This window comes from Nitratireductor sp. OM-1 (assembly GCF_003296175.1).
In the GTDB taxonomy this organism is placed as follows: Bacteria; Pseudomonadota; Alphaproteobacteria; order Rhizobiales; family Rhizobiaceae; genus Nitratireductor; species Nitratireductor aquimarinus.
In genome coordinates, this window is record NZ_CP029208.1 from 1,295,001 (window position 1) to 1,317,953 (window position 22,953).

Consider the following 22,953-nt stretch of genomic DNA (forward strand, 5'->3'; position numbering starts at 1 on the left):
CATTCGTGTCGGCATGTGTAGGATAGGTGGTAGGCTTTGAAGTTCGGGCGCCAGCCTGGATGGAGCCATCCTTGAAATACCACCCTTATCTACATGGATGTCTAACCGCGGTCCGTTATCCGGATCCGGGACAGTGTATGGTGGGTAGTTTGACTGGGGCGGTCGCCTCCTAAAGAGTAACGGAGGCGCGCGATGGTGGGCTCAGAACGGTCGGAAATCGTTCGCTGAGTGCAATGGCATAAGCCTGCCTGACTGCAAGACTGACAAGTCGAGCAGAGACGAAAGTCGGTCATAGTGATCCGGTGGTCCCGCGTGGAAGGGCCATCGCTCAACGGATAAAAGGTACGCCGGGGATAACAGGCTGATGACCCCCAAGAGTCCATATCGACGGGGTTGTTTGGCACCTCGATGTCGACTCATCGCATCCTGGGGCTGGAGCAGGTCCCAAGGGTATGGCTGTTCGCCATTTAAAGCGGTACGTGAGTTGGGTTCAGAACGTCGTGAGACAGTTCGGTCCCTATCTGCCGTGGGTGTAGGAATATTGACAGGATCTGTCCCTAGTACGAGAGGACCGGGATGGACGTATCTCTGGTGGACCTGTTGTGGCGCCAGCCGCATAGCAGGGTAGCTATATACGGAACGGATAACCGCTGAAGGCATCTAAGCGGGAAACCGACCTGGAAACGAGTATTCCCTGAGAGTCGTGGGAGACCACCACGTTGATAGGCCGGGTGTGGAAGTGCGGCAACGCATGGAGCTTACCGGTACTAATAACTCGATAGGCTTGAATCATTCTCATTGCTTATGCTCATCAAGAGCGACAAAATACTGGCCAAAAGGCCAACCAGCTTCTCGATTACATGCGCTTTGCCGACCTGGTGGTCATGGCGGGGCGGCTGCACCCGTTCCCTTTCCGAACACGGCCGTGAAACGCCCCAGCGCCGATGGTACTTCGTCTTAAGACGCGGGAGAGTAGGTCGCTGCCAGGTCTGCAAATCGCATGTAAGCTTCTCGACACAAACCAAAAACAAAAGGCCGCAAACGCGGCCTTTTGGCATGCAAAAAGAACACAAAAGTTGACGCGGGGTGGAGCAGCCCGGTAGCTCGTCAGGCTCATAACCTGAAGGTCGCAGGTTCAAATCCTGCCCCCGCAACCAAATCAACGAACAAACCCCGCTGCACACGCCGCGGGGTTTTTTGCGTTCTAACGCTCCAGAAAACCGACCAGATTCCCAGAAACCGCCCGGCTTCCCAGAAACCCAAAGGCGCGGGCACACCTGACATGCGTTGCCCCGTCGCTCAGAGGCGCTCCCGGGACGCTGAACCGCGCCTGTCCTCACCAAGCCCCGGACCACCCCGGTAAAGACGCTGAAGCGTCGAAACCATCTCCTCGAAACTCTTGTCCAGCTCAACGCAGCTCCGGCGCGTCGGGACAAGATGCGTCGAACGCCCGCTGCGCACTCGCTCCAGAAATCCAGAAGCCTCAAGCTCAAGGATCTTCCGGTGCGTCGTCGAAAGCGGAAGACCCAACGTCATCGAAAGCGAAGATAGATCGTAAAATCGACCCTCAATCTTCCCCGTGATGATCGTACGAACAATCAAAGCATCCAAAGGACCGCCCCACAAACCAGTCTCAATCGCATAAAAACGGTTGAGACATTCGATGATCTGGGCCTGAACGACCTGGCGGATTTCCGTTTCCTGCATGCGCGTTTCCCCCGCCATATCGAACCTTTCCATTCTGGAAACATCCGCCGGCGCTGCCTTTCTCCTGCATGCTAATCCTCTGAGATGACGGATCAAGATATCTGCGCCAGCTAAGTGAAAGCAGGGAGGTTAGCGTTGACCAAACATATACTTATCGTGGGAGGCGGCATCGGTGGCACGATGACGGCCAACAGCATCGTCGCCAAGATGTATCCCGAAATCGCGCGGGGAGAAATCAAGGTCACGCTCCTGTCCGATTCCCCATGGCACTACTACAAGCCAGCCTTCATGTATGTCGCCTTCGACATGTTCTTCGAGGGCGAGTTACGGCGCAAACAGCGCACGCTCCTGCGCCCCGAGATCACGTTCGAGGTGGACAAGGTGGTGCATTTTGACTTTGCGGGCTCCTCCGTGAAGACGCAGAGCGGCAAGACGATTGGCTACGACTACATCGTCGTTTCGACGGGCTGCCTGCCCGCACCCGAGCGCATTCCGGGCCTCAAGGAAGGCGGCGACTATTTCTATCAGTACGGCCCCGCGCGCCAGCTTGCCGAGAAGCTGCGCAATTTCGAGAAGGGGCGCATCTTCATCACCGTCAACTTCCCGAAGACGCCGAATGTGCCGCATCAGTGCGGCATCGCGCCGATGGAAACCACGCTGATGGTGGATGAATATCTGCGCCGCAAGGGCGTGCGCGAGCAGTGCGAAATCGTCTACACCTATCCAACCGTTTCGCAGCTTCTGCGCAACTGCCTGTTCCTGCAGCAGGAGGTGTGTGAGGTGCTGCCACCGGTGTTTGAAGCCAAGGGCATCAAGTATCAGCGCGGCTTCACGCTGGACTCCGTGGACGCGGGCAAGAAGATCGCCCACTCGGAAGAGGGCGGTGAAGAGGCGTTCGATCTTCTCATGTGCACGCCGCCGATCCGCGCGGTCGATGCGGTTCTGGAAAGCGGCATTTCGCAGGCTCCGAACAATGAGGGCTGGCTGCCCACCGACCGCCAGACGCTGCAGCTCGAAGGCCACCCCAACGCCTACATCATGGGTGACACGGTCGATCTGCCGATCTCCAAGGCCGGCGGTTCCTGTCACAACCAGTGCCCGGTGATCGCCAACAACATCGCCGGCGACATCCGGCTTGGCCGCACGGTCGATGCCTATGACGGCAAGGTTCAGGCCGTGGCGCAGATGGGCCTCGAGGCCGGCATGCCGCTCTGGTACGACTATGACGAGGACGTGCATCCCACCCCGCCGACCAAGGTCGGGGGACTGCTCCGCAAGGCCTTCAATCGCGGGATCTACTGGTCCGTCGCGCGCGGCATCATCTGACATCGGCATCCGGAGGAAAACAATGAACGATACAGTCATGGACACGCCGGAAGCCGCTGCCGGAGCACCGAAGGCGCTCGCCGCAATGGATGAAGCCACCGAGCGCGGGCTCGCGGAGCTTCTCGAGAAGCTTGCACCGCTCCTGCAGGGGCGCCGTCTTCACAATCTGGTCGATCTCGCATCGCTTGCATCCGACGGCGTCGACATGTTCGACGACGCGATGGTGCAGAAACTGATGAAGGCCTATGAGGAAAGCGTGGGCGCTGCGTGGAACGTCGGCAATGCCGCGCGCTATGCCGCGACACAGACCGCACAGGCCCAGGTGCCATCCCTTCTCGGCCTGCTGCGCGTGGCCGGCAATGAGGATGTGCGGCGCGGGCTTTATTTTGCGCTGACCTTTCTGTCGGTTCTCGGCCGGCAGATGAAGGATGACGGCGTCGAATGAGCGCCGATGCGGACCTGGCCGCGCTCTATCAGCGCGGCCTGCGGGATCTGGGCGCCGGGGTTCGCAATGACAGGCGGCTTGTCCCGGCGGATGCCTCAATCACCCGGACGAGCCGCACCTGCGGCAGCACGGTAACGCTTGATGTGCAGTGGCGGGGCGATGCGATTGGCGCGCTTGGATGGCGCACGCGCGCCTGCACACTCGGCATGGCGTCTACCGCCATCGTCGTGCGCCATGCCACTGGAGAGACCTGCGCCGGCGTCGGCGAGATTGCCGGTCTGCTGCGCCGCCTTCTGGCGGGAGAAGCGGTCACTTTTCCTGAACCCTGGCGGGATCTCGCCATGTTCGAGGCGGCGCGGGCGTTTCCAAGCCGTTTCGGATCGATCCTGCTGCCGTTCGAGGCAGTCGCCGGCGCATGTGCCGAGCGGGGGCAGCCCGGCACCGCGCTTTGACCCGTTCAGAAGGCACGGGTTTTCCAAAGCCCGTTGTGCGGGCGGGGCCTCGGTCAGGCTGCCGTGCTCTGTGTCGGGTATGACGAATGGATCAGCGTTCTGGCGGCCTGTCCGGCGGCTTCTGCATAGTCTGCGTCGCGGTGCACCAGAAGCGTTGAGAATACGCCGTCGAGCAGAACCACAATCTGGCGGGCGATCGCCGCAGGATTGTCGATCCCGCTTTCGGCGAGTTCGCCTGAAAGCCAGTTCTCGAATTTCTTCTTGTGGCTCGCGCCGATCACCATGGCTGGGTGTCCCGGCAGATTGGCCAGCTCGGCTGCGGTGCGCAGGAAGCCGCAGCCGCGCCATGCGGGATGGCGCGCGGATCGGGCGACGCCCGTGAAGATCGCCTCAACCCGGTCGGCCACATCGCCTTCAGCACTCCTGAACCAGCTTTCGAACAGATCGAGATTTGGCTGGTCGCGGGAACTGAGATACTCGGCGACCAGGTCATCCTTGCTCCTGAAATGATAGTAGAAGGTCTTCTTGGTTACGCCCGCTTCCTCTGCAACGGCATCGACGCTGACGGCGCGAATCCCTTCCCGATAGAACAGCTTGCTTGCTGCATCGACGACCCGTTCGCGGGCTGGTTTGGGCTTCTGCTGTTTCGTGTCCATCGGATGCGCGCAACCATGTATACTAACCAGTGAGTTTCCATGCAGCGTGCCCGGTCCTAGCCTTTCTGTCAATTCAACTGGAGAGGCAGGAAAATGCAGAACACCGTGCTTTGCGAAAGGAAGGGGCGTGTCGCGCTTCTGACGCTGAACCGTCCGTCGAAACTGAACGCTCTGAATTACGCGACCAATGACCGGCTGCTGTCGCTGCTCGATGAGATCGAGGCGGATGAGGCAATCGGCGCGGTGGTGGTGACAGGGGCGGGGGATCGGGCGTTTTCGGCTGGCGGAGACATTCATGAATTCGCCGAGAGCATAAGGCAGGGCGCAGAAGAAGCGGTGCGCGCCTTCTGTCGTCGCGGCCAGCAGATGACGGCGCGCTTCGAGGCGTTTCCCAAGCCGGTGATCGCAGCGGTCAATGGCATCGCCTTCGGAGGCGGCTGCGAGATCACCGAAGCGGTGCATCTGGCGGTTGCCTCCGACCAGGCAATTTTCGCGAAACCGGAGATCAATATCGGCATTCCGCCGACATTTGGCGGCACGCAGCGCCTGCCGCGACTGGCCGGGCGAAAGCGCGCTCTGGAACTGCTCCTGACGGGAGATACGTTCGGGCCGCAGCGCGCCCATGAGCTGGGGCTGGTGAACAGGGTGGTGCCTGCGGAAGATCTGCTTCCTGCGGCGTTTGAGCTGGCGGAGCGCATCCTGCAGCATTCGCCACTGGCGGCCACCCGGATCATCTCGGCCGTGACGCGGGGCATTAACACGACGATTGAAGAGGGGCTTCTGATCGAGCGCGAACAGTTTGCCCGCATGTGCGCGACGGCAGATGTGCATGAAGGGCTCGACGTATGGATCGAACGGCGTACGCCCGTCTATCAGGGAAGGTGAAGCAGATGACGCGTTACACCGGTTTTACCAAGGATATCTGGGAGGCGTTTCGGGCGGATGCACGGCCGGGGCCGGTCCAGATGCTCAATCTCATCAAGCTGCGTGAGCGGGCGGATTATCCGGATGGCCGGGTGGCAAGCGGTCGGGACGCCTATGCGGAATACAGCCGGATCAGCGCGCCCGTTCTGGAACGGCTGGGCGGGCGCATCGTCTGGCGGGGCGGTTTCGAGCTGATGCTGATCGGCCCGCAGGCAGAGGCGTGGGACATCTGCTTCATTGCCGAATATCCATCGGTCGGCGCGTTTGCGCAGATGATGCGCGACCCGGCCTACCATGAAGCGCTGCCGCATCGTCAGGCCGGCGTTACGGACAGTCGGCTTGTCCGCTTCGCCCCGCAGCCCGGCGGTGTGAATTTCGCCGGGGGCTGAAGGCGACCTCCGGTTGCTAGAGCAGTTTGTAGAACTTCTCGAAGGCGAGATAGGTCGACTTCACGTGCTGCCGGGCAAGCCACGGTCAAGGCGCTCTCCTCATCGCTTGCGCGAATGGTGGCCTTGGCGAACCGTTGCGTGTTGCGGCAAGTCAGCTGCGCGTCGGCCGTTCTTTCGCGCAAACGCCTTTCGCGGTTGCGTCGCGGTTCCTTCGCGGATAGGGTCGCCGCCGCATGCGGTTCCGCCTTTCGCGGATGAAAAGGGAACCCGGTGCGGTCTGCCAGACAGACCAATTCCGGGACTGCCCTCGCAACTGTAAGCGGCAAGTTCTTTCCAATGCCACTGGCGAAAGCCGGGAAGGCGGACCGAACGTTCGAGCCGCGAGTCAGGAGACCTGCCTCATGCATAGACCATGAACGCCGGACGAGGTGCGCCGGCAGGAGGCCCAGAATGCATGCAGGCGCTTTGCCGGCAACGAGTCCGTCTATCGGGACGTCACGTCTCCGATCCGTTTCCCGATTTCCTTCGGCGCAGGCCGAATTCATTCGACTGATCCCGGGCAGCGTCACGCCTGACCGCGAGACCCGCCATGCGCGTTGATCTGGCAGGCTTTGCCCGCGAAGGCGCGCTTGGCGACCACCGGGCGCTGATGCGTCTTGTCGAACGGGCGGACGCGCTTGGTTTCGGCGGCATCTGGTTCAATGAGTTTCATTTCGGTCGCGAAACGCTGCCCTATCCGTCCACGCTTCTGCTTGGCGCGGAGGTGCTGGCGCGGACGGAGAGGCTGCGGTTCGGCACGTCGATCCTCGTTTTGCCGCTCTATCATCCGCTGCTGCTTGCCGAGCAGATCGCGCAGCTCGATTTTCAGAGCGGCGGGCGCGTGGATGTGGGGATCGGGCGCGGCACCGAGCCCGGCACATTCACCGCGCTCGAGATTTCGCGCGATGACGCATCAAGGCGGTTTGCCGAAGCGTTGAGGATCATGATCGACGCCTGGACGAAGCCACATTGTTCGGCGGATGGCAGGCCGTGGCGTTTTTCCAACGTCTCCGTCGGGCCGCCGCCGGTGCAAAAGCCTCATCCGCCGATCTATGTCGCCGGCGTCTCGGAAGAGACGGTCGACATCGCCGCCAGAAACGGTTTTCCGCTTCTCCTAAGCCTCGAACCCAATGAAGCACGGCAATTGCCCGTGTTTCATGCAGCACTTGATCGCCATGGCGGGTCGCGCGCGCCGCTCGTTGCCTCATCGCTGTCGCGTTACGTGATGATCGCGCCGACCCGGGCAGAGGCCATGGAGCGGGGCGATGCGCTTCTGGAAAAGCTCAATGCACGGCGCGTAGCACGGGCGCTGGAACGTGGAATGCAGCCGCCTGCGCCGCGTGATCGCGCCGCCATGCTGGCGGATTTCACCATCGCGGGAACGCCCGAGGATTGCCTTGCGCAATTGCGCGCGCTCTCGGCGGAGACCGGCGCGAACAGCATTCGCTGCCTGTTCAGCGCCAACGGCCTGATCGCCAACGATGTGGCGCTGGCCGGCATGGAACTGTTTGCAGCGGAGGTCATGCCAGCGCTCGGCCAGCCAGACCAAACCCCATCCCCAGTTGAAAGCGCCGGCGGCAGGCCGGCCATAGAAGGAGTGAATTGATGTCGCGATTAATCGGTCTGCGCGGGCTTGCGGTCGCAGGTTTCGTTCTGGTGTCTGCGCCCGCCTTTGCCGATGAGGCGGGCTTTCCCTACACGGATGAGAATTGCGGCTACACCACCACCTATGAGGCGCCGCCGGCGCGGGCGGTGACGCTGAGCAACAACGCCACGGAGATGATGCTGGCGCTTGGTCTGGAAGACCGCATGGCCGGCACCTCCTATATGGCGAACCTCAAGATCAGCCCCCAATACGAGGCGGCGTACAACACGGTTCCCGTGCTTTCGCCGCTGGTCGCCACCACCGAACAGCTCATCGAGGCGGAGGCCGATTTCGTTTATGCCGGCTATCCGGACGGGTTCAGCGAAAGCCGCCACACGCGCGATCAGCTTCACGATCTGGGCATGAAAACCCGCCTCAACACCGAGGGCTGCAATCTCGGCAAGTTCGGGTTTGAAGAGCTTTATGCGGAGATCCGCTCCATGTCGGCAATCTTCGGCGTGCGCGAGCGCGGCGAGGCTTTGATCGCCGACATCGAGGAGCGCCTTTCCGAGGTGGAAGCAAAGCTCGATGGCGTTGAGGCCATGCCGGTGTTCATCTTCAATGGCGGCGAATCCGCACCGCGCGCCGTGCTCGGAAACACCATGCTTTCGCATGTGGTTGAGCGGGCCGGCGGGGCGAATATCTTTGGTGATGTGGCAAACCGCTATGGCCAGGTTTCCTGGGAGCAGATCGCCGAACGCGCGCCTGAATACATCGTTGTCTATTATTCGGGCACGGCCGGTGGTCAGGTGGTTGGCGATCCGGCTGGCGAGCTGGGCCAGGCGCGCATCGAGATCCTGAAAGCCAACCCGACGGTGGAGAACGTGCCCGGCATTGCGGGCGAGAAAATCGTCACCATTGATTCCGTCTGGGGACAGCCGGGGCCGAGCTCCATCGATGCGGTGGAAAAGCTCGCACGGGCATTCCATCCCGACCGGATCGAAAAGTAACCGGCTTAGATACGGTTTCTCACGATGCATGCACCGGCCTTCAGAAAGGAAAAGGCGAACAGCCATGAAGCGCTGATCGCCATTCTCCAGTCCGCGCCGCCCGCGCGGGGCGGGGCCGTGCAGCATGGTCTTGAGGGTGGGGCGTCGCGGCGTGGCGTTACCGGCTATGCGCTGGTCATCGTCCTGATGGTTGCGCTGCTTCTCGGCGTCTCTCTTGCCGGGCTGATGCTTGGCTCGGTGCATATCCCTGGCGGCACGGCGCTCGCCATTCTCGCCAATCTCGTGTTCGGCGACGCGTTGGTCGAACCGGACTGGCGTACGGCTTACGAAACCATCGTCGTTCAGACGCGCATGCCGCGCGTCTTCCTTGCGGCTCTTGTCGGGGCGAGCCTTGGCGTGACGGGCATGACGATCCAGTCCATCGTTCGCAACCCACTGGCGGGGCCGGGCATTCTGGGCGTTTCGTCCGGTGCAGCCACCGGTGCTGTGGTGGTGATGCGCTGGGGGCTTCTGGGGTTTGGCGCGTTCACGCTGCATATCTCGGCCTTTCTGGGCGGGCTCGTCACGCTGTTCGTGGTGTTCTGGGTGGCGCGGACCGGCGGCCAGATGACCCCGACACGGCTTGTGCTCGCCGGCGTGGCGATGAGCGCCATTCTGAGCGCGCTGACGAGCCTGATCGTGCTGACATCGCCGGACCCGCAGCTTGCCTCCCGCGTCCTGTTCTGGACGCTGGGCGGTTTCGGTACGGCGCAATGGAAGCTCATTCCCATACCGCTTGCCGCCCTTGCGCTCGGGCTTGGCGTGATGCTGGTGCAGGCGCGCCGGCTGAACCTCCTGATGGCCGGCGACGAAAGCGCGGTGGCGCTCGGCCTCAATGTGCAGCGCTTTCGCCAGAGCATGTTCGTGTTGGCGGCAGCGCTCACCGGCATCACGGTGGCGGTGTCTGGTGTGATCGGCTTTGTCGGGCTCATCATGCCGCACATCGTGCGCTTCCTTGTCGGCGCGGATCATCGCCGGGCATTGCCGGCGGTGGCGCTACTGGGGGCGAGTTTCACCATTGGCGCGGACCTTGTGGCGCGCACGGTCATCGCGCCGCTGGAGCTGCCGGTGGGCATCGTCACCGCGCTGGTGGGCGGGCCGTTCTTCATCTGGCTGCTGCGGCGCGATGCGCGCGCGCTGGGCGGTGCGCGATGAGCATGGAACCGGGAACGCTCGACCTGCGCTCGGTCACGTTTCGCGCGGGCGACCGGGTGCTTGTCGATGATGTGTCGATCAGCGTTCGAAAGGGCGAGATGGTCGCTCTTTTGGGGCCGAACGGCGCCGGAAAATCGAGCCTTCTGCGCACAATCTATCGAATCAACCGGCCGTCGTCCGGCTCGGTTTTCGTCGATGGCGAGGACGCCTGGCGGCAGCCGACCGAGTGGGTGGCGCGCAATGTGGGCGCGGTGTTGCAGGACATGCCGGCGGAATTTCCGCTGACCGTGCGCGACGTGGTGGCCATGGGGCGCTCCGCACACAAGCGGCTTCTGGAAGCAGACACGGCGCATGATCACGCACTGATCGCGGCAGCGCTCGAATTGCTTGGGCTGACGGCGATGCAGGAGCGCGCGTTCCGCACGCTTTCGGGCGGCGAACGGCAGCGTGTGCTCGTCGCGCGGGCGCTGGTGCAGCAGCCACGGCTTCTCGTTCTTGATGAGCCGACGAACCATCTCGACATCCACCATCAGCTCCAGCTCCTGCGTTTCATGCGCGGGCTGGGCACCACGGTGGTTGCCGCGCTGCACGATCTCAATCTGGCGGCCATGTTCTGCGACCGGCTGTGCGTTCTGGATCATGGCAGGCTGGTTGCGGCGGGCACGCCGGACGCGGTGCTCACACCGGCGCTTCTGAAGCGGGTCTACCGGATCGACGCGACGATAGGGCGGCATCCCGAAACGGGCACGGTGTGGGTGATGCCATCCGCCGCGCCGCCCATCGGCGCAAACGGCGTGGATCATAATTAACGCAGCCTTAAGCGGCGTGGCGCTTTATGGGGCAAGCGCAACAGGTTCTGATCCCGGTATGGCGAGCAACCCCGAACTTTCCCGATTGGCAGCCGTGACCTCCCAGGGGTCGCGCGGCAGCGGGCGCGGGTAGGCCATGAGCAGCACATATTCAGGGCCCTACGGGGCGGATGATTACGGTGCAGGCGCGCATCGCGCGGAGGCCAGCCGGAAGAAGCCCTCCTTCATCACGCGCATGGTTGCGACGGGGCAGCCCTCCACGGTCATCGCGGCGGTGCTCCTCACCATTCTGATGATCTCCTTCCGCCCGTTCCAGCCATCCGGGCCGCAGCTGAGCGGCAGCGGCGGCGACATCGTCAATCAGCTTGGCTTTGGCGGGCTGGGTGCGGTGGCGCTGGCTTCGCTGTTGATGCTCGTTGACCGGCGGGTGCTGGTTGCGCTCCTGAGCCCGTGGTGGCTTCTGCTGCTCGGCTTCCTCGCCATTGCCACGCTCAACACGCCGGTACCCACCGACACGATGCGCACCGTGGCGTTCTCCCTCATCGGCATCCTGACCGTGGCGGCCATTCTGACACTGCCGCGCGATGCGGACGCGTTTTCGCGCGTGCTTGTCTTCGCCGGGTTCGTGATCCTCGGGCTTTCCTATTTCGGGGTCGTCGCCCTGCGCGATGTGGCGGTTCACCAGGCCTATGATGTCGAAGCGCAGCATGCGGGCCTGTGGCGTGGCGTCTTCACGCACAAGAACATTGCCGGTCCGGTCATGGCCGGGCTCTCCTTCGCCGGGCTCTATCTGTGGCGGCGCGGCTGGCGCTGGTCTGGCGGGGCGATTGCCGTTCTGGCGATGATCTTCGTCTTCCACACCGGCTCCAAGACCACCACGGCCACGGTGCCGCTGGCCGGCATGCTGGTGGCGCTGCCCGGTCTCTTCGGGCTGCGCTCGCTGGTGCCGGTTCTGGTGATCGCGGCGGTGACAACGCTTGCCGTGGCAACGCTCGGCATTGTCTATATCGGGCCGGTGAAGGACCTTGCGGCAACGCTGGCGCCGGATCTCACCTATACCGGCCGCACGCCGATCTGGGATTATGCCGGAGACATGATCGCGAAGAAGCCATTGTTCGGATACGGGTTCGAGAACTTCTGGCTCACGCAGACCGTGTTTTCCTCCGACCACCCGTTTGACCGTTCGTGGGATATTCGCGGCACGGTTCACGGGCACAATGGCTATGTCGACATGGCGCTCGGCATGGGACTTCTGGCGCTCTGCACCGCCATCATCACCTTTCTCTTCGTGCCGTTGCGCGACTTTGCGCGCACCCCGCCCTACCGCGAGAACATCTTTCTCGCCGATCTCTTCATGATGATCGTGACGTTCAGCCTGTTCAACGCGTTTCTGGAGAGCTTCTTCTTCCGCCGCACAGACCCGGTCTGGATGCTCTTCGTCATGTCCGTTCTAGGCCTGCGTCTCGTGGCGCGGTTCAGGGTGCCGACGCGCATAGAGCGCTGAGTTTTCCTTTCCGGTCAAAAGCTGACGTCCAGCCGACATGTCGGCGGGCTATGAAAGCGTGACGGCAATGGGCGCAGCCCCTGCTGCATAACGGCGCACCGTGTGCGGCAGGCTTGCGTTCGGAACGGCAGAGTTCTACACAAATTTCAGAAATTACTGAAATCAATGTCAGGTGTGTTCATCATGAACCTCCCGCCACTTTTGCAGTCCTTCGTGCTGCACTTTGGAGAAATGGGCAGCCGCTGGGGCATCAACCGCACGGTTGGGCAGATCTATGCGCTGCTCTATGCTTCATCGAAGCCGCTCTGCGCGGATGACATTGTCGACGCGCTTTCCATTTCGCGCTCGAATGTCTCGATGAGCCTGCGCGAGCTTCAGGCTTGGAATCTCGTTCTTCTGAAACATATTCCAGGAGACCGGCGCGATTACTTCACGACGCCGGACGATGTCTGGCAGATTCTGCGCACACTCGCCGAGGAGCGCAAGAAGCGCGAAGTCGACCCCACGCTTTCGGTGCTGCGCGAGCTTCTGATGCAGTCGCCGGGCAGCGAGGAAGAGCGCCATGCACAGGCCAAGCTGGCGGAAATGCAGACGCTGATCGAGCAACTGACGAAATGGTATGACGATGTGAAACATCTCGAGACGGAGCAGCTTGCGACATTGCTGAACCTCGGCTCCAAAGTGACGAAACTGATCGACACCAAGGACCGGATTGTTTCGCTCGGCCGCAAGCGCAAGGGATCGAAGACGTCATGACGAGTGTTGACGCGGCCCTTGAAGAGCGCTCCGCGCCCGCAGCCGGTCGCGCGGTTTCGCGCGCGCATCCGGCAGGACGGCAAGGCGACGCCGCGCAGGCAGAAAAGGGTGTCAGCCGCGCGGCGGTTCTTCTGCAGGTGACGGCTTCTCTCCTGTGGCTCCCGCAGGCGGCGCTTCTGGCGATGGCGGTTGGCGGCATTGCGGCGGGTGAGGGCGCATCGGCGGCATGGCTTCCCGCCCTTGGCATTCTTGTTCTCGGTGTGGTCCGGTCAGTGGCCGATGGCGCTGGCAGTCGTCTCGCCTTCCGGCAGGCGCGCAGCCAGCTGAGCGCATTGCGCGTTCAGGCGGTGGCGGCGCTTTGCGAAACCTCGCCGCTCGATACGACGCGGCCCTCGTCGGGACTGGCCGCCAGCACGCTTGCGGAGCAGGCGGAAGCCATCGTTCCCTATGTGGCGCGTTTTCGCCCGGCGCGTCAGAAGGCGGCAATCGTGCCGCTGGCCATTCTCGCCTGTGTGTTCGTCTACTCCTGGGTGGCCGGGCTGGTGCTTTTGCTCGCCGCGCCGCTTATTCCGATCTTCATGGCGCTGGTCGGTTGGCGCGCCAAGCAGGCGAGCGAGGAACAGCTTGCCGAAATGGGCAGCATGAACGCGTTCCTGATGGACCGGCTGCGCGGCCTGACGACCATTCGCAGTTTCGACGCCGTGGACCGCACCGCCACCCGGTTGCGCGCCAGCGCCGAAGATCTGCGCCGCCGCACCATGGCGGTGCTGCGCATTGCCTTCCTGTCGTCGGCGGTGCTGGAGCTCTTCGCAGCGCTCGGTGTGGCCATGGTCGCCGTCTATGTCGGGTTCCACCTGCTGGGCGAACTGAATTTCGGCGCATGGGGCGGCAAGCTGACCCTGGCCGAGGGGCTCTTCATCCTGCTTCTGGCCCCCTCCTTCTTCGAGCCGCTGCGCGATCTCTCCGCTGTCTGGCATGACCGGGCGTCCGGGCAGGCCGCGTTCGAGGCGCTGGAAAAACTGGCGCAGACGGGCCGGCATCTGGTGGGCGCGTCCGCCACGCCGACATCTTTGCGGGAGGGGCAGTCGGGTGCGCTCTCGCTTTCGGTCGAGGGTCTGCGCTTCAGCCACACGGCCGAAGGCGCGCCGGTCTTCTCCGGTTTCGATCTCGATATCCAGCCCGGCGAACGGGTCGCGCTGATGGCTCCAAGCGGCGAGGGCAAGTCGACGCTCCTCGCCCTTATTGCGGGCCTGATTGCGCCAGATGGCGGCACGATCCGCATCGATGGACGCACACTGGACGATGCCGGTGCGGCAGATCTGCGTAGGGCCATCGCCTGGATTGGGCAGGATCCGCACATTTTCCCCGGCACGATCTCCAGCAATGTCGCGCTGGGCCGCGAAGGCGTGGGACCGACGCAGGTTTCCCATGCGCTTGAGGCGGTCAGCCTGTCGCGGCTTGCCGCTGCGCGCGGTCCGGCCATGATCGGCGAAGGCGGTTTCGGCCTGTCGGGCGGTGAGGCGCTGCGGCTGGCGCTAGCGCGCGCGGCGGCAACGCCGGAAACCGGCCTCGTTCTCGCCGACGAACCAACCGCGCATCTCGACCGGGAAACGGCGCAGGAGATTGCCGAGAGCCTTCTGCGCATCAGCACGGGCAAGACGCTGGTGGTCGCCACGCACGATCCGGTGCTGGCGAGCCGCATGGATCGCGTGATCACGCTGCAGACGCCACAGACTGCCGGAGGCGTGTTATGACCCGCAGCCGCAATCTTCGCGCGGTGGCCGCGCTATTCTGGGCGGGCAACCGCAACAAGCTTCTCTCCGGCGCGCTGCTTTCGCTCGCCACGGTTCTGTGCGGCATCGCGCTTCTCGGCCTGTCGGGCTGGTTCATCGCCGCCACAGCCATTGCCGGGCTTTCCGTGGCGACGGCGCTCGCCTTTGACGTTTTTGCGCCCTCCGCCGGCATTCGCTTTCTCGCACTTGCACGCACCGCATCACGTTATGGCGAGCGGATCGTCACTCATGACGCGACGCTGGAAGTGCTTGCCGAATTGCGCGAGAGACTGTTCCGCGGCTGGGCCGTGGCAGGCGCCGCCCGCGCCATGATGGCGCGTCCCGCGCGTCTTCTTTTCCGGCTGACCATCGATATCGACGCACTGGACTCGCTCTATCTCAGGGTGATGGTGCCGCTGTTTTCCGCCGCCGGCGCTGCGCTTGTCGCGGGGCTTGCGCTCGGCTTCATCGATGTTCGCCTCGGCCTCGGCGTGGCGCTGTTCCTTCTGGCGGTCGGGCTTGGTGTGCCGGCTTTTGCCGCGTGTCACGCGGAACGCCCGGCGCGCCGGCGGGCCCATGCGCTTGAGGTTCTGCGCGCGCGCAGCATTGATCTCGTGCGCGGTCAGGGCGAGCTTGTCATGGCAGGCCGCCTCGACGCCCAGAGCATGTCCATGGCCGAAGCGGATGCACGGCTTGCCGATGCCGACGACGCCATGAACCGCACGGAAACCGGCGTCAGTGTCGCGCTCGGCGTGGCCGGGGCCGTCTTGCTGGCGGCGGTCCTTCTCGTCGTCGCGACGCTGGCCGAGGCCGGACAGATTGGCGCGCCGGTCGCAGCGCTGGCGCTTCTGGTCGCGCTGACGGCAACCGAGCCCTTCACGGCCCTGCGGCGTGGCGCAGTGGAACTTGGCCGAACGCTTATGGCCGTGCGCCGCGTCGGCCCGCGCCTAAACGGCGAAGAAAATGCGCCGGCAAGTAAAACTCCGCAGGAAGCCGGCATCGCCATTCGTCTGGAAGGCTTGACCGCACGCCATCCGGGCGCTGCGGAGGTTGCGCTTGCGGATGTATCGCTGTGCATCGAACGTGGCGAGCGCATCGCGCTGGTGGGTCAGAGCGGGGCGGGCAAGTCCTCCCTTCTTTCGGTGATCGCCGGCGAGCTGGCAGCCGATCAGGGCGATGTGGCCAGCCTGCCGGCCACGCTGTTCACCCAGCGCACGGAACTCTTTCACGACACGCTGCGCAGCAATCTCGCGCTCGCCAATCCGGCTGCGGATGACGACGCCATGCTGGCGGCGCTGGGGGCTGCGGGTCTTTCACGTCACCTCGCGAGCCTGCCTGACGGGCTCGACACGTGGCTTGGTGAAGGCGGCGCGGGTTTCTCTTCCGGTCAGGCGCGCCGGCTTGCCATGGCGCGGCTGGTGCTGCGCGATGCGCCGGTCTGGCTCCTTGATGAGCCGACAGAAGGGCTTGATCGTGAGACAGCAAACGACGTGATCGCGCGGGTTGCCAATTATGCCTCGGGCAAGACCCTGATGGTATCGACGCATATACGGCGCGAAGCAGAAGGGGCGGATCGCATCCTTCACATGAACAATGGCCGGATCGTTGCCGATGTGCGGCGTGGCACGGCCGACTATGAAAGTCTGCTCGACGGTCTGAGACCGGATTGAGCGCTTCCCCCGAAGACCAAAGGAGCCGGAAAGCCGGATGAAACAATGGAACTGAACATCGTTGATCTCTCGCGGTTGCAGTTTGCGATTACCGCGCTCTATCACTTTCTGTTCGTCCCGCTGACGCTTGGGCTGTCGGTGCTGATCGCCATCATGGAGACTGTCTACGTGATGACCGGCCGCACCATCTGGCGGCAGATGACAAAGTTCTGGGGCACGCTTTTCGGCATCAACTTCGTGCTGGGCGTCGCCACCGGTATCGTGATGGAATTCCAGTTCGGCATGAACTGGAGCTATTACAGCCACTATGTGGGCGACATCTTTGGCGCGCCGCTTGCCATTGAGGGCCTGATGGCCTTCTTCCTGGAAGCGACCTTTGTCGGCCTGTTCTTCTTCGGCTGGGACAAGCTTTCAAAGCTCGGGCACCTGGCCGCCACCTGGGCGGTGGCCATCGGCTCAAACTTCTCGGCGCTGTGGATCCTCATCGCCAATGGCTGGATGCAGAACCCGGTCGGCTCTGCCTTCAACCCGCAGACCATGCGCATGGAAGTGACCGATTTCTTTGCCGTGCTCATGAATTCGGTGGCGCAGGCGAAGTTCGTGCATACGGTCTCTGCGGGCTATGTCACGGCTTCCGTTTTCGTGCTCGGCGTTTCCGCCTGGTACCTGCTCAAGGGCCGGCACATGGAGCTGGCCAAGCGTTCGATGACGGTGGCGGCCTCGTTCGGCCTAGCTTCCGCGTTGTCGGTCGTGGTTCTGGGCGATGAGAGCGGCTATCTCGCAACCGAGCACCAGAAGATGAAGCTCGCGGCCATTGAGGCCATGTGGGAGACGGAGCCTGCACCGGCATCCTTCACCGCTTTCGGCTTCCCCGATCAGGAGGCCCGCGAAACGCATTACGCCGTCCACATTCCATGGGTGATGGGCATCATCGCCACGCGCTCGCTTACGACCGAGATCCCCGGTATCGTCGAACTGGTCGGACATGCCGAAGAGCGCATCAGAAAGGGCATCATCGCCTATGACGCACTACAGGACATTCGTGCGGCAGGCAGCACTGCGGCCATTCCCGATGACGCCCGCGAGGCGTTTGAGGAAAATGGCACGAACCTTGGCTATGCGCTGCTCCTGAAGCCCTATGTGGATGATCCGCGCGAGGCCACGGATGCACAGATCGCGCAGGCGGCGAACGACACGGTTCCAAATGTGCCGACGCTGTTCTGGACCTTCCGCATCATGGTCGGGCTCGGTTTCTTCTTCGTGGCATTGCTGGGCGTGTTCTTCTACCTGTCGGCCCGCCACAGGCTGGATCGTTATCCGTTCCTGCTGCGCGTTGCGGTGTTCACGATCCCGATGCCGTGGATTGCCGCCGAATGCGGCTGGATCGTCGCGGAGTTCGGCCGTCAGCCGTGGATCATCGAGGGCATCCTGCCCACCGCCGCCGCCGTGTCGAACCTTGGCGCTTCGACGGTGCTGATGACGATCATCGGCTTCTCGGCAATCTACACCGTGCTCTTCATTGTCGAGATGACGCTCATGCTGCGCGCCATCCGGAAGGGCCCCGAACCCGATGATGAGCCGGAGGCCGCGTTCGGTCCCCGCGCCTTCGTTCCGGCGGAGTAAAGATCATGATCCTTCACACGCTTATCGACTATGAAACCCTGCGCGTGATCTGGTGGCTGCTGCTCGGCGTGCTGCTGATCGGCTTCGCCGTCACTGACGGTTTCGATCTGGGAACGGGGGCGCTTCTGCCCTTCGTCGCCAAGACGGACACGGAGCGCCGTGTTGTCATCAATGCGGTCGGCCCGGTCTGGGAAGGCAACCAAGTCTGGCTGATCCTGGGCGGCGGCGCAATCTTCGCCGCCTGGCCGCCGCTCTATGCGGTGTCCTTCTCGGGCTTCTATCTCGCCATGTTCGCCATCCTGTTCGCGCTCATCCTGCGTCCGGTCGCCTTCAAGTACCGGTCCAAGCGCGAAAACCCGACCTGGCGGGCGACCTGGGACTGGGCGCTGTTCATCGGTGGCTTCGTGCCGTCGCTGATCTTCGGTGTGGCCGTGGGCAATGTCCTGCAGGGCGTGCCGTTCCGGCTCGAAAACGATCTGCGCATTTTCTATGAGGGCACGACGCTCATCGAGCTGCTCAACCCGTTTGCGCTTCTGTGCGGTCTTCTGTCGGTTTCGATGCTGGTCATGCATGGCGCGTCCTGGCTGATGGTCAAGACGTCGGGTCCGATTGCCGAACGCGCCCGCGCCTTCGGCAGCATCGCTGCGGTCGCGACCATCGTTCTGTTCGCGCTCGGCGGGCTGTGGCTGTGGGCCGGCATCGACGGATACCGCATCACCAGCGCCATCGTCACGGACGGTCCGTCCAACCCGCTCGCCAAAACGGTGGAGCAGGCAGGCGGCGCATGGTTTGCCAATTATGCCGCGCATCCATGGATGATGGCCGCGCCGGCGTTTGGCTTCCTCGGCGCAGCGCTCGCCCTGATCCTGTTCCGCGCACGGCGCGAGGTGACGACGCTTCTTTCCAGTGCGCTGTCGGTGCTGGGCATCATCTCCACCGTTGGTGTGTCGATGTTTCCCTTCATCCTGCCGTCCTCCATCGCACCGGGTGCGAGCCTGACGGTGTGGGACGCCTCGTCCAGCCACCTCACCCTGTTCATCATGCTGGTGGTGACGGGCATCTTCGTGCCGCTGATCGTTGCCTATACGAGCTGGGTCTACAAGGTGCTGTGGGGCAAGGTCGACGAAGAGGAAATTCGCGAAGGCAAGGGCCACGCTTACTGAGCGGGCCGCGCGACAAAGACAAGGAGATCAGGACATGTGGTATTTCGCATGGTTGCTCGGACTTCCCCTCGCTGCGGCTTTCGCCGTGCTGAACGCGATGTGGTACGAGCTGATGGACGATGCAGCGAAGAAGAAGGAAGCCGGAGAGTAATCTTCGCGCCCTTTGCATCACGGATGAACATCGAAACGCCGGCCCCGCGCCGGCGTTTTGCTTTTCAGGCTCAGTCCCCGGTGGCGGGTCTTGCCTGGCCTGCGGCAGGCTGCTTCATGATCACCTCGCGGTGCGGATAGGGAATTTCGATGCCGTTTTCCTTCAGCGTGTCCCACAGCGCGAGCAGCACCTTGCCGCGCACATTGGTCAGGCCCTGCTGCGGGTCGCGGATCCAGAACCGCAGAACGAAGTCGAGTGAGGAATCGCCAAAACCGGTGAGCCAGCAGACGGGCCGGCGGTCGGCATCCACGCGCCCCACGCTGATCGCCGCCTCAATGGCAAGTGCGGAGACCTGATGCGGATCGGCTTCGTAGGAAACGCCGAACGGCACGTCGAGGCGCACCATCTCGTCGCTGAACGACCAGTTGATGACCTGCTGCGTGATGAAGTCCTCATTGGGGATCAGATATTCGCGCCCGTCGCGGGTGATGACGGAGACGAAACGCGCCCTCAGTTCGCGGATCCAGCCGAATGTGTCGCCGAGCGTGATCGTGTCGCCCGGCTTGATGGACTTGTCGAGCAGGATGATGATGCCCGAAATGAAGTTGGAAACGACCTTTTGCAGACCGAAGCCGAGGCCCACGCCAATGGCGCCGGAAAACACGGTAAGCGCCGTCAGGTCCACGCCGACGGAGGAAAGGGCGATGCCGCCGGCGGCGATCACCAGCCCGATCTTGACCAGCTTGCCGAGCAGGACGCGGATCGACGGCGTGAGTTCGTCGGAGCGCTGGACGCGCTCATCGAAATAATTGCCAATGACGATGGCGAGCCAGACGGTGGCGGTGAGAAGCACTGCCGCCTTCAATAGCACCAGCGCGCTCAGTCGCGTCTTGCCGAGCGGCAGGGCCAGCGTGTCGAGAAAGGCGGCGGCCTCGTCATTGACGCCGAGAATGACGATGGCCGCGTAGGTCCAGGCGATCCAGCCGATGGTCCGGGCAAGCAGGCGGTTGCGGATGATGCGCGAAACGACCGAGGTGAACAGCCAGGCAAGCGACAGCGACAGCGTCAGCGAGATCAGAACGGTGCGGCTTGGCCAGGTGCTGGCGCGCAGCACGGTAAGCACGATGAAAAGCAGGATGACGAAGAGAATCCAGTCCGTGCGCCGCATCAGCGCGATGATCACGCGCAGAAGCCCCTGATGCCCCTTGATGCGCCGGGCGCGGGCCTCCAGCCGGTTCTCCAGCCCCTGCGAAGCGAGCTTCGCGACAATGAACAGGATCGCAATGATTGCGAGCTGGTAGAAGGTCCAGGGGTTGGCGAGATTGATGAGCTCGGTCCGCACCCAGTTCGCAATCTCGATCAGGATATCCACGAACGCCATGGCCAACCGTAGAGCATTTTTGGCCTGTGCGGAATGCTCGCCTCCGGTGTCGGGCGGATCGGGCGTTCGGCAAAAGAGTGGCTCAACCTTGCTTCACGTTGAAACTTCTTCTCCATCCGGCGAATTGACCGCGTGACGCTGGCGTGGTGAAAGCAGTGCATCATTTCTGACATCGGGAAGAGGAGTGTCTGCCAAATGGAAAATCGCGTTGAGCTTCATGGGTTGAAGGTTGCGGAAGAGCTACGTGATTTCGCCGTAAAAGAGGCACTGCCCGGCACGGGCATCGAGCCCGACAGGTTCTGGAAAGCGCTGGCGGAGATCGTGAACGATCTCGCACCGAAGAACCGCGCGCTGCTGGCCAGGCGCGACGCGCTGCAGGAAAAGATCGACGCCTGGTACAGGGAAAACGGCGCGCCCGCCGATCAGGAAGCCTATCAGGCGTTCCTGCGCGAGATCGGTTATCTGCTGCCGGAAGGCGAGGCCTTCTCGGTCTCGACGGAGAATGTCGATCCGGAAATCGCCACCGTTGCCGGGCCGCAGCTCGTCGTTCCGGTGATGAATGCGCGCTATGCGCTCAACGCGGCCAATGCGCGCTGGGGCTCGCTTTACGATGCGCTTTACGGCACGGACGCCATCTCCGACGATGATGGCGCGGAGAAGGGCAAGGGCTACAATCCGAAGCGCGGCGAAAAGGTCATCGCCTGGGCGCGCGCCTTCCTCGATGGCAGCGCGCCGCTCGACGGTGTTTCCTGGACGGAAATTACCGGGCTTTCGGTTGTCGACGGTCAGCTCGTGGCGAAAACCGCGGGTGGTGAAGCGCGCCTGAAGGACGCCGCGAAGTTCACCGGTTATCGCGGCGAAGCCGATCAGCCGACCGCCGTTCTGCTTGCCACCAATGGCATGCATGCGGAAGTCGTGATCGACCGCACGCACCCGATCGGCAAGACCGATGCGGCGGGCATTGCCGATGTGGTGCTGGAATCGGCGCTGACCACGATCCAGGATTGCGAGGATTCCGTCGCCGCCGTGGACGCGGAAGACAAAATTGTCGTCTACCGCAACTGGCTCGGCCTGATGAAAGGCGACCTCGAAGAACAGGTGACGAAGGGCGACAAGACCTTCACCCGCCGCCTGAACCCCGACCGCGAATACACCGCGCCCGATGGCGGCACGCTCACGCTGCCCGGCCGTTCGCTGATGCTGGTGCGCAATGTCGGTCACCTGATGACCAACCCGGCCATTCTCGACGCCGATGGCAATGAAGTGCCGGAAGGCATCATGGACGCGCTGTTCACCGCAGCCATCGCGCTGCACGATGTCGGCGCAGACGGTCGCCGCATGAACAGCCGCGCGGGCTCCATGTATGTGGTGAAGCCGAAGATGCACGGCCCTGAAGAAGTGGCCTTCGCGGTGGAACTGTTCGGTCGCGTCGAAGCTGCACTCGGCATGGCGCCAAACACCATGAAAATGGGCATCATGGATGAGGAGCGCCGCACCACGATCAATCTGAAGGAGTGCATCCGCGCCGCGCGCGAGCGGGTGGTCTTCATCAACACCGGCTTCCTCGACCGCACCGGCGACGAGATCCACACCTCCATGGAAGCCGGCCCGATGATCCGCAAGGGCGACATGAAGCAGGCGGCCTGGATCGCGGCCTATGAGAACTGGAATGTCGATATCGGTCTGGAATGCGGCCTTTCCGGTCACGCACAGATCGGCAAGGGCATGTGGGCCATGCCGGATCTGATGGCGGAAATGCTGGTGCAGAAGATCGGCCATCCGAAGGCCGGTGCGAACACCGCCTGGGTGCCGTCGCCAACGGCAGCCACGCTCCACGCCACGCATTACCACACGGTTGATGTGCATGCGGTGCAGGCCGAATTGAAGAGCCGCAAGCGCGCAGCGCTTTCCGATATCCTTTCGGTGCCGGTCGCCACGCGGCCCAACTGGACGCCGGAGGAAATCCAGAAGGAACTCGACAACAACGCGCAGGGCATTCTGGGCTATGTGGTGCGCTGGATCGATCAGGGCGTCGGCTGCTCCAAGGTGCCGGACATCAACGATGTGGGCCTGATGGAAGACCGCGCAACGCTGCGTATTTCCGCACAGCACATGGCAAACTGGTTACACCATGGTGTCGCCAGCGAAGCGCAGGTGATGGAAACGATGAAGCGCATGGCGGCTGTCGTTGACCGGCAGAATGAAGGCGATCCGCTCTATCGCCCGATGGCTTCGGATTTCGATGGTTCCATCGCTTTCCAGGCGGCCTGCGACCTTGTGTTCAAGGGACGGGAGCAGCCCAATGGCTACACCGAGCCGGTTCTGCATGCGCGCCGTCTTGAACTCAAGGCGGCGGACAGGGCAAATAGGGCTTCCTGACCCGCTGATGGCGCATCG

At 63.1% G+C, this 22,953-nt stretch carries 20 protein-coding genes, 1 tRNA gene, 2 rRNA genes and 1 riboswitch (1 of these 24 cut by a window edge); of the genes, 20 read left to right on the top strand and 3 right to left on the bottom strand.

The features are described from left to right. The 3 genes from DEJ54_RS06165 to DEJ54_RS06175 form a co-directional block, all read left to right on the top strand. Window positions 1–793 (top strand): 23S ribosomal RNA (locus DEJ54_RS06165) (it extends 2,023 nt beyond the left edge of the window). A gap of 81 nt (window positions 794–874) precedes the next feature. Continuing rightward, window positions 875–989: ribosomal RNA gene (gene rrf / locus DEJ54_RS06170) — 5S ribosomal RNA — on the top strand. Window positions 990–1,080: 91 nt separating this feature from the next. Beyond that, window positions 1,081–1,157: transfer RNA gene (locus DEJ54_RS06175), tRNA-Met, on the top strand. A 142-nt stretch (window positions 1,158–1,299) separates the two neighbouring features. Here DEJ54_RS06175 and DEJ54_RS06180 read toward each other — a convergent pair. Then, the gene (locus tag DEJ54_RS06180; RefSeq protein ID WP_204360857.1) at window positions 1,300–1,740 is read right to left on the bottom strand and encodes a hypothetical protein; all 441 of its coding nucleotides are present in this window, start codon (window positions 1,738–1,740) and stop codon (window positions 1,300–1,302) included. A 102-nt stretch (window positions 1,741–1,842) separates the two neighbouring features. On the opposite strand from DEJ54_RS06180, the gene DEJ54_RS06185 reads away from it, so the two are divergent. The 3 genes from DEJ54_RS06185 to DEJ54_RS06195 are packed head-to-tail and all read left to right on the top strand — an operon-like array spanning window position 1,843 to window position 3,930. Continuing rightward, the gene (locus DEJ54_RS06185) at window positions 1,843–3,033 is read left to right on the top strand and encodes an FAD/NAD(P)-binding oxidoreductase (protein WP_113153795.1); all 1,191 of its coding nucleotides are present in this window, start codon (window positions 1,843–1,845) and stop codon (window positions 3,031–3,033) included. Window positions 3,034–3,055: 22 nt separating this feature from the next. Further along, on the top strand, window positions 3,056–3,478 hold the full coding sequence (locus DEJ54_RS06190) for a DUF1641 domain-containing protein (protein ID WP_113153796.1): 423 nt from the start codon (window positions 3,056–3,058) through the stop codon (window positions 3,476–3,478). After that, on the top strand, window positions 3,475–3,930 hold the full coding sequence (locus tag DEJ54_RS06195) for an iron-sulfur cluster assembly scaffold protein (RefSeq protein ID WP_113153797.1): 456 nt from the start codon (window positions 3,475–3,477) through the stop codon (window positions 3,928–3,930). The genes DEJ54_RS06190 and DEJ54_RS06195 overlap by 4 nt, the downstream gene beginning before the upstream one ends. 53 nt (window positions 3,931–3,983) lie before the next feature. Here the strand turns inward: DEJ54_RS06195 and DEJ54_RS06200 are convergent, their stop codons facing one another. Further along, window positions 3,984–4,586 (bottom strand): TetR/AcrR family transcriptional regulator, encoded by a 603-nt coding sequence (locus DEJ54_RS06200; RefSeq protein ID WP_113153798.1) that lies wholly within the window; start codon window positions 4,584–4,586, stop codon window positions 3,984–3,986. Between the two features lie 93 nt (window positions 4,587–4,679). Between DEJ54_RS06200 and DEJ54_RS06205 the strand changes: the two genes are divergently transcribed. The 13 genes from DEJ54_RS06205 (at window position 4,680) to cydX (ending at window position 19,175) form a co-directional block, all read left to right on the top strand. Then, window positions 4,680–5,471 carry a crotonase/enoyl-CoA hydratase family protein gene (locus DEJ54_RS06205; protein ID WP_113153799.1) on the top strand — a complete coding sequence of 264 codons (792 nt, stop codon included), beginning with the start codon at window positions 4,680–4,682 and terminating at the stop codon, window positions 5,469–5,471. A gap of 5 nt (window positions 5,472–5,476) precedes the next feature. Then, entirely contained in the window at window positions 5,477–5,899 is a 423-nt protein-coding gene (locus DEJ54_RS06210; protein ID WP_113153800.1) for a DUF1330 domain-containing protein, read from the top strand. Between the two features lie 219 nt (window positions 5,900–6,118). After that, window positions 6,119–6,316, top strand: a riboswitch (cobalamin riboswitch). Window positions 6,317–6,488: 172 nt separating this feature from the next. Continuing rightward, complete coding sequence (locus DEJ54_RS06215) at window positions 6,489–7,544, top strand: LLM class flavin-dependent oxidoreductase (protein WP_113153801.1); 1,056 nt, start codon at window positions 6,489–6,491, stop codon at window positions 7,542–7,544. Next, window positions 7,544–8,533, top strand: coding sequence for an ABC transporter substrate-binding protein (locus DEJ54_RS06220; protein WP_113153802.1), 990 nt, complete (start codon window positions 7,544–7,546; stop codon window positions 8,531–8,533). The genes DEJ54_RS06215 and DEJ54_RS06220 overlap by 1 nt, the downstream gene beginning before the upstream one ends. Before the next feature lie 24 nt (window positions 8,534–8,557). Then, window positions 8,558–9,727 (top strand): iron ABC transporter permease, encoded by a 1,170-nt coding sequence (locus DEJ54_RS06225; RefSeq protein ID WP_113153803.1) that lies wholly within the window; start codon window positions 8,558–8,560, stop codon window positions 9,725–9,727. Continuing rightward, the gene (locus DEJ54_RS06230; RefSeq protein ID WP_204360858.1) at window positions 9,724–10,536 is read left to right on the top strand and encodes an ABC transporter ATP-binding protein; all 813 of its coding nucleotides are present in this window, start codon (window positions 9,724–9,726) and stop codon (window positions 10,534–10,536) included. The genes DEJ54_RS06225 and DEJ54_RS06230 overlap by 4 nt, the downstream gene beginning before the upstream one ends. 136 nt (window positions 10,537–10,672) lie before the next feature. Next, window positions 10,673–12,040, top strand: a complete 1,368-nt coding sequence (locus tag DEJ54_RS06235; RefSeq protein ID WP_245447717.1) for an O-antigen ligase — start codon at window positions 10,673–10,675, stop codon at window positions 12,038–12,040. Window positions 12,041–12,223: 183 nt separating this feature from the next. Beyond that, on the top strand, window positions 12,224–12,796 hold the full coding sequence (locus tag DEJ54_RS06240; RefSeq protein WP_113156119.1) for a GbsR/MarR family transcriptional regulator: 573 nt from the start codon (window positions 12,224–12,226) through the stop codon (window positions 12,794–12,796). Further along, the gene (gene cydD / locus DEJ54_RS06245) at window positions 12,793–14,550 is read left to right on the top strand and encodes a thiol reductant ABC exporter subunit CydD (protein WP_113153805.1); all 1,758 of its coding nucleotides are present in this window, start codon (window positions 12,793–12,795) and stop codon (window positions 14,548–14,550) included. Before DEJ54_RS06240 ends, cydD begins: the two co-directional genes overlap by 4 nt. Beyond that, on the top strand, window positions 14,547–16,238 hold the full coding sequence (cydC, locus tag DEJ54_RS06250) for a thiol reductant ABC exporter subunit CydC (protein WP_113153806.1): 1,692 nt from the start codon (window positions 14,547–14,549) through the stop codon (window positions 16,236–16,238). The genes cydD and cydC overlap by 4 nt, the downstream gene beginning before the upstream one ends. Before the next feature lie 45 nt (window positions 16,239–16,283). Further along, window positions 16,284–17,861, top strand: a complete 1,578-nt coding sequence (locus DEJ54_RS06255; protein ID WP_113153807.1) for a cytochrome ubiquinol oxidase subunit I — start codon at window positions 16,284–16,286, stop codon at window positions 17,859–17,861. A gap of 5 nt (window positions 17,862–17,866) precedes the next feature. Beyond that, on the top strand, window positions 17,867–19,024 hold the full coding sequence (cydB, locus tag DEJ54_RS06260) for a cytochrome d ubiquinol oxidase subunit II (RefSeq protein ID WP_113153808.1): 1,158 nt from the start codon (window positions 17,867–17,869) through the stop codon (window positions 19,022–19,024). Window positions 19,025–19,058: 34 nt separating this feature from the next. Next, a complete protein-coding gene (gene cydX, locus DEJ54_RS06265; protein ID WP_113153809.1) occupies window positions 19,059–19,175 on the top strand; it encodes a cytochrome bd-I oxidase subunit CydX in 117 nt (38 codons plus the stop codon). Window positions 19,176–19,245: 70 nt separating this feature from the next. Here the strand turns inward: cydX and DEJ54_RS06270 are convergent, their stop codons facing one another. Continuing rightward, on the bottom strand, window positions 19,246–20,556 hold the full coding sequence (locus DEJ54_RS06270) for a mechanosensitive ion channel family protein (protein WP_113153810.1): 1,311 nt from the start codon (window positions 20,554–20,556) through the stop codon (window positions 19,246–19,248). Window positions 20,557–20,751: 195 nt separating this feature from the next. On the opposite strand from DEJ54_RS06270, the gene DEJ54_RS06275 reads away from it, so the two are divergent. Next, a complete protein-coding gene (locus DEJ54_RS06275) occupies window positions 20,752–22,935 on the top strand; it encodes a malate synthase G (RefSeq protein WP_113153811.1) in 2,184 nt (727 codons plus the stop codon). Window positions 22,936–22,953 lie beyond the last annotated feature (18 nt).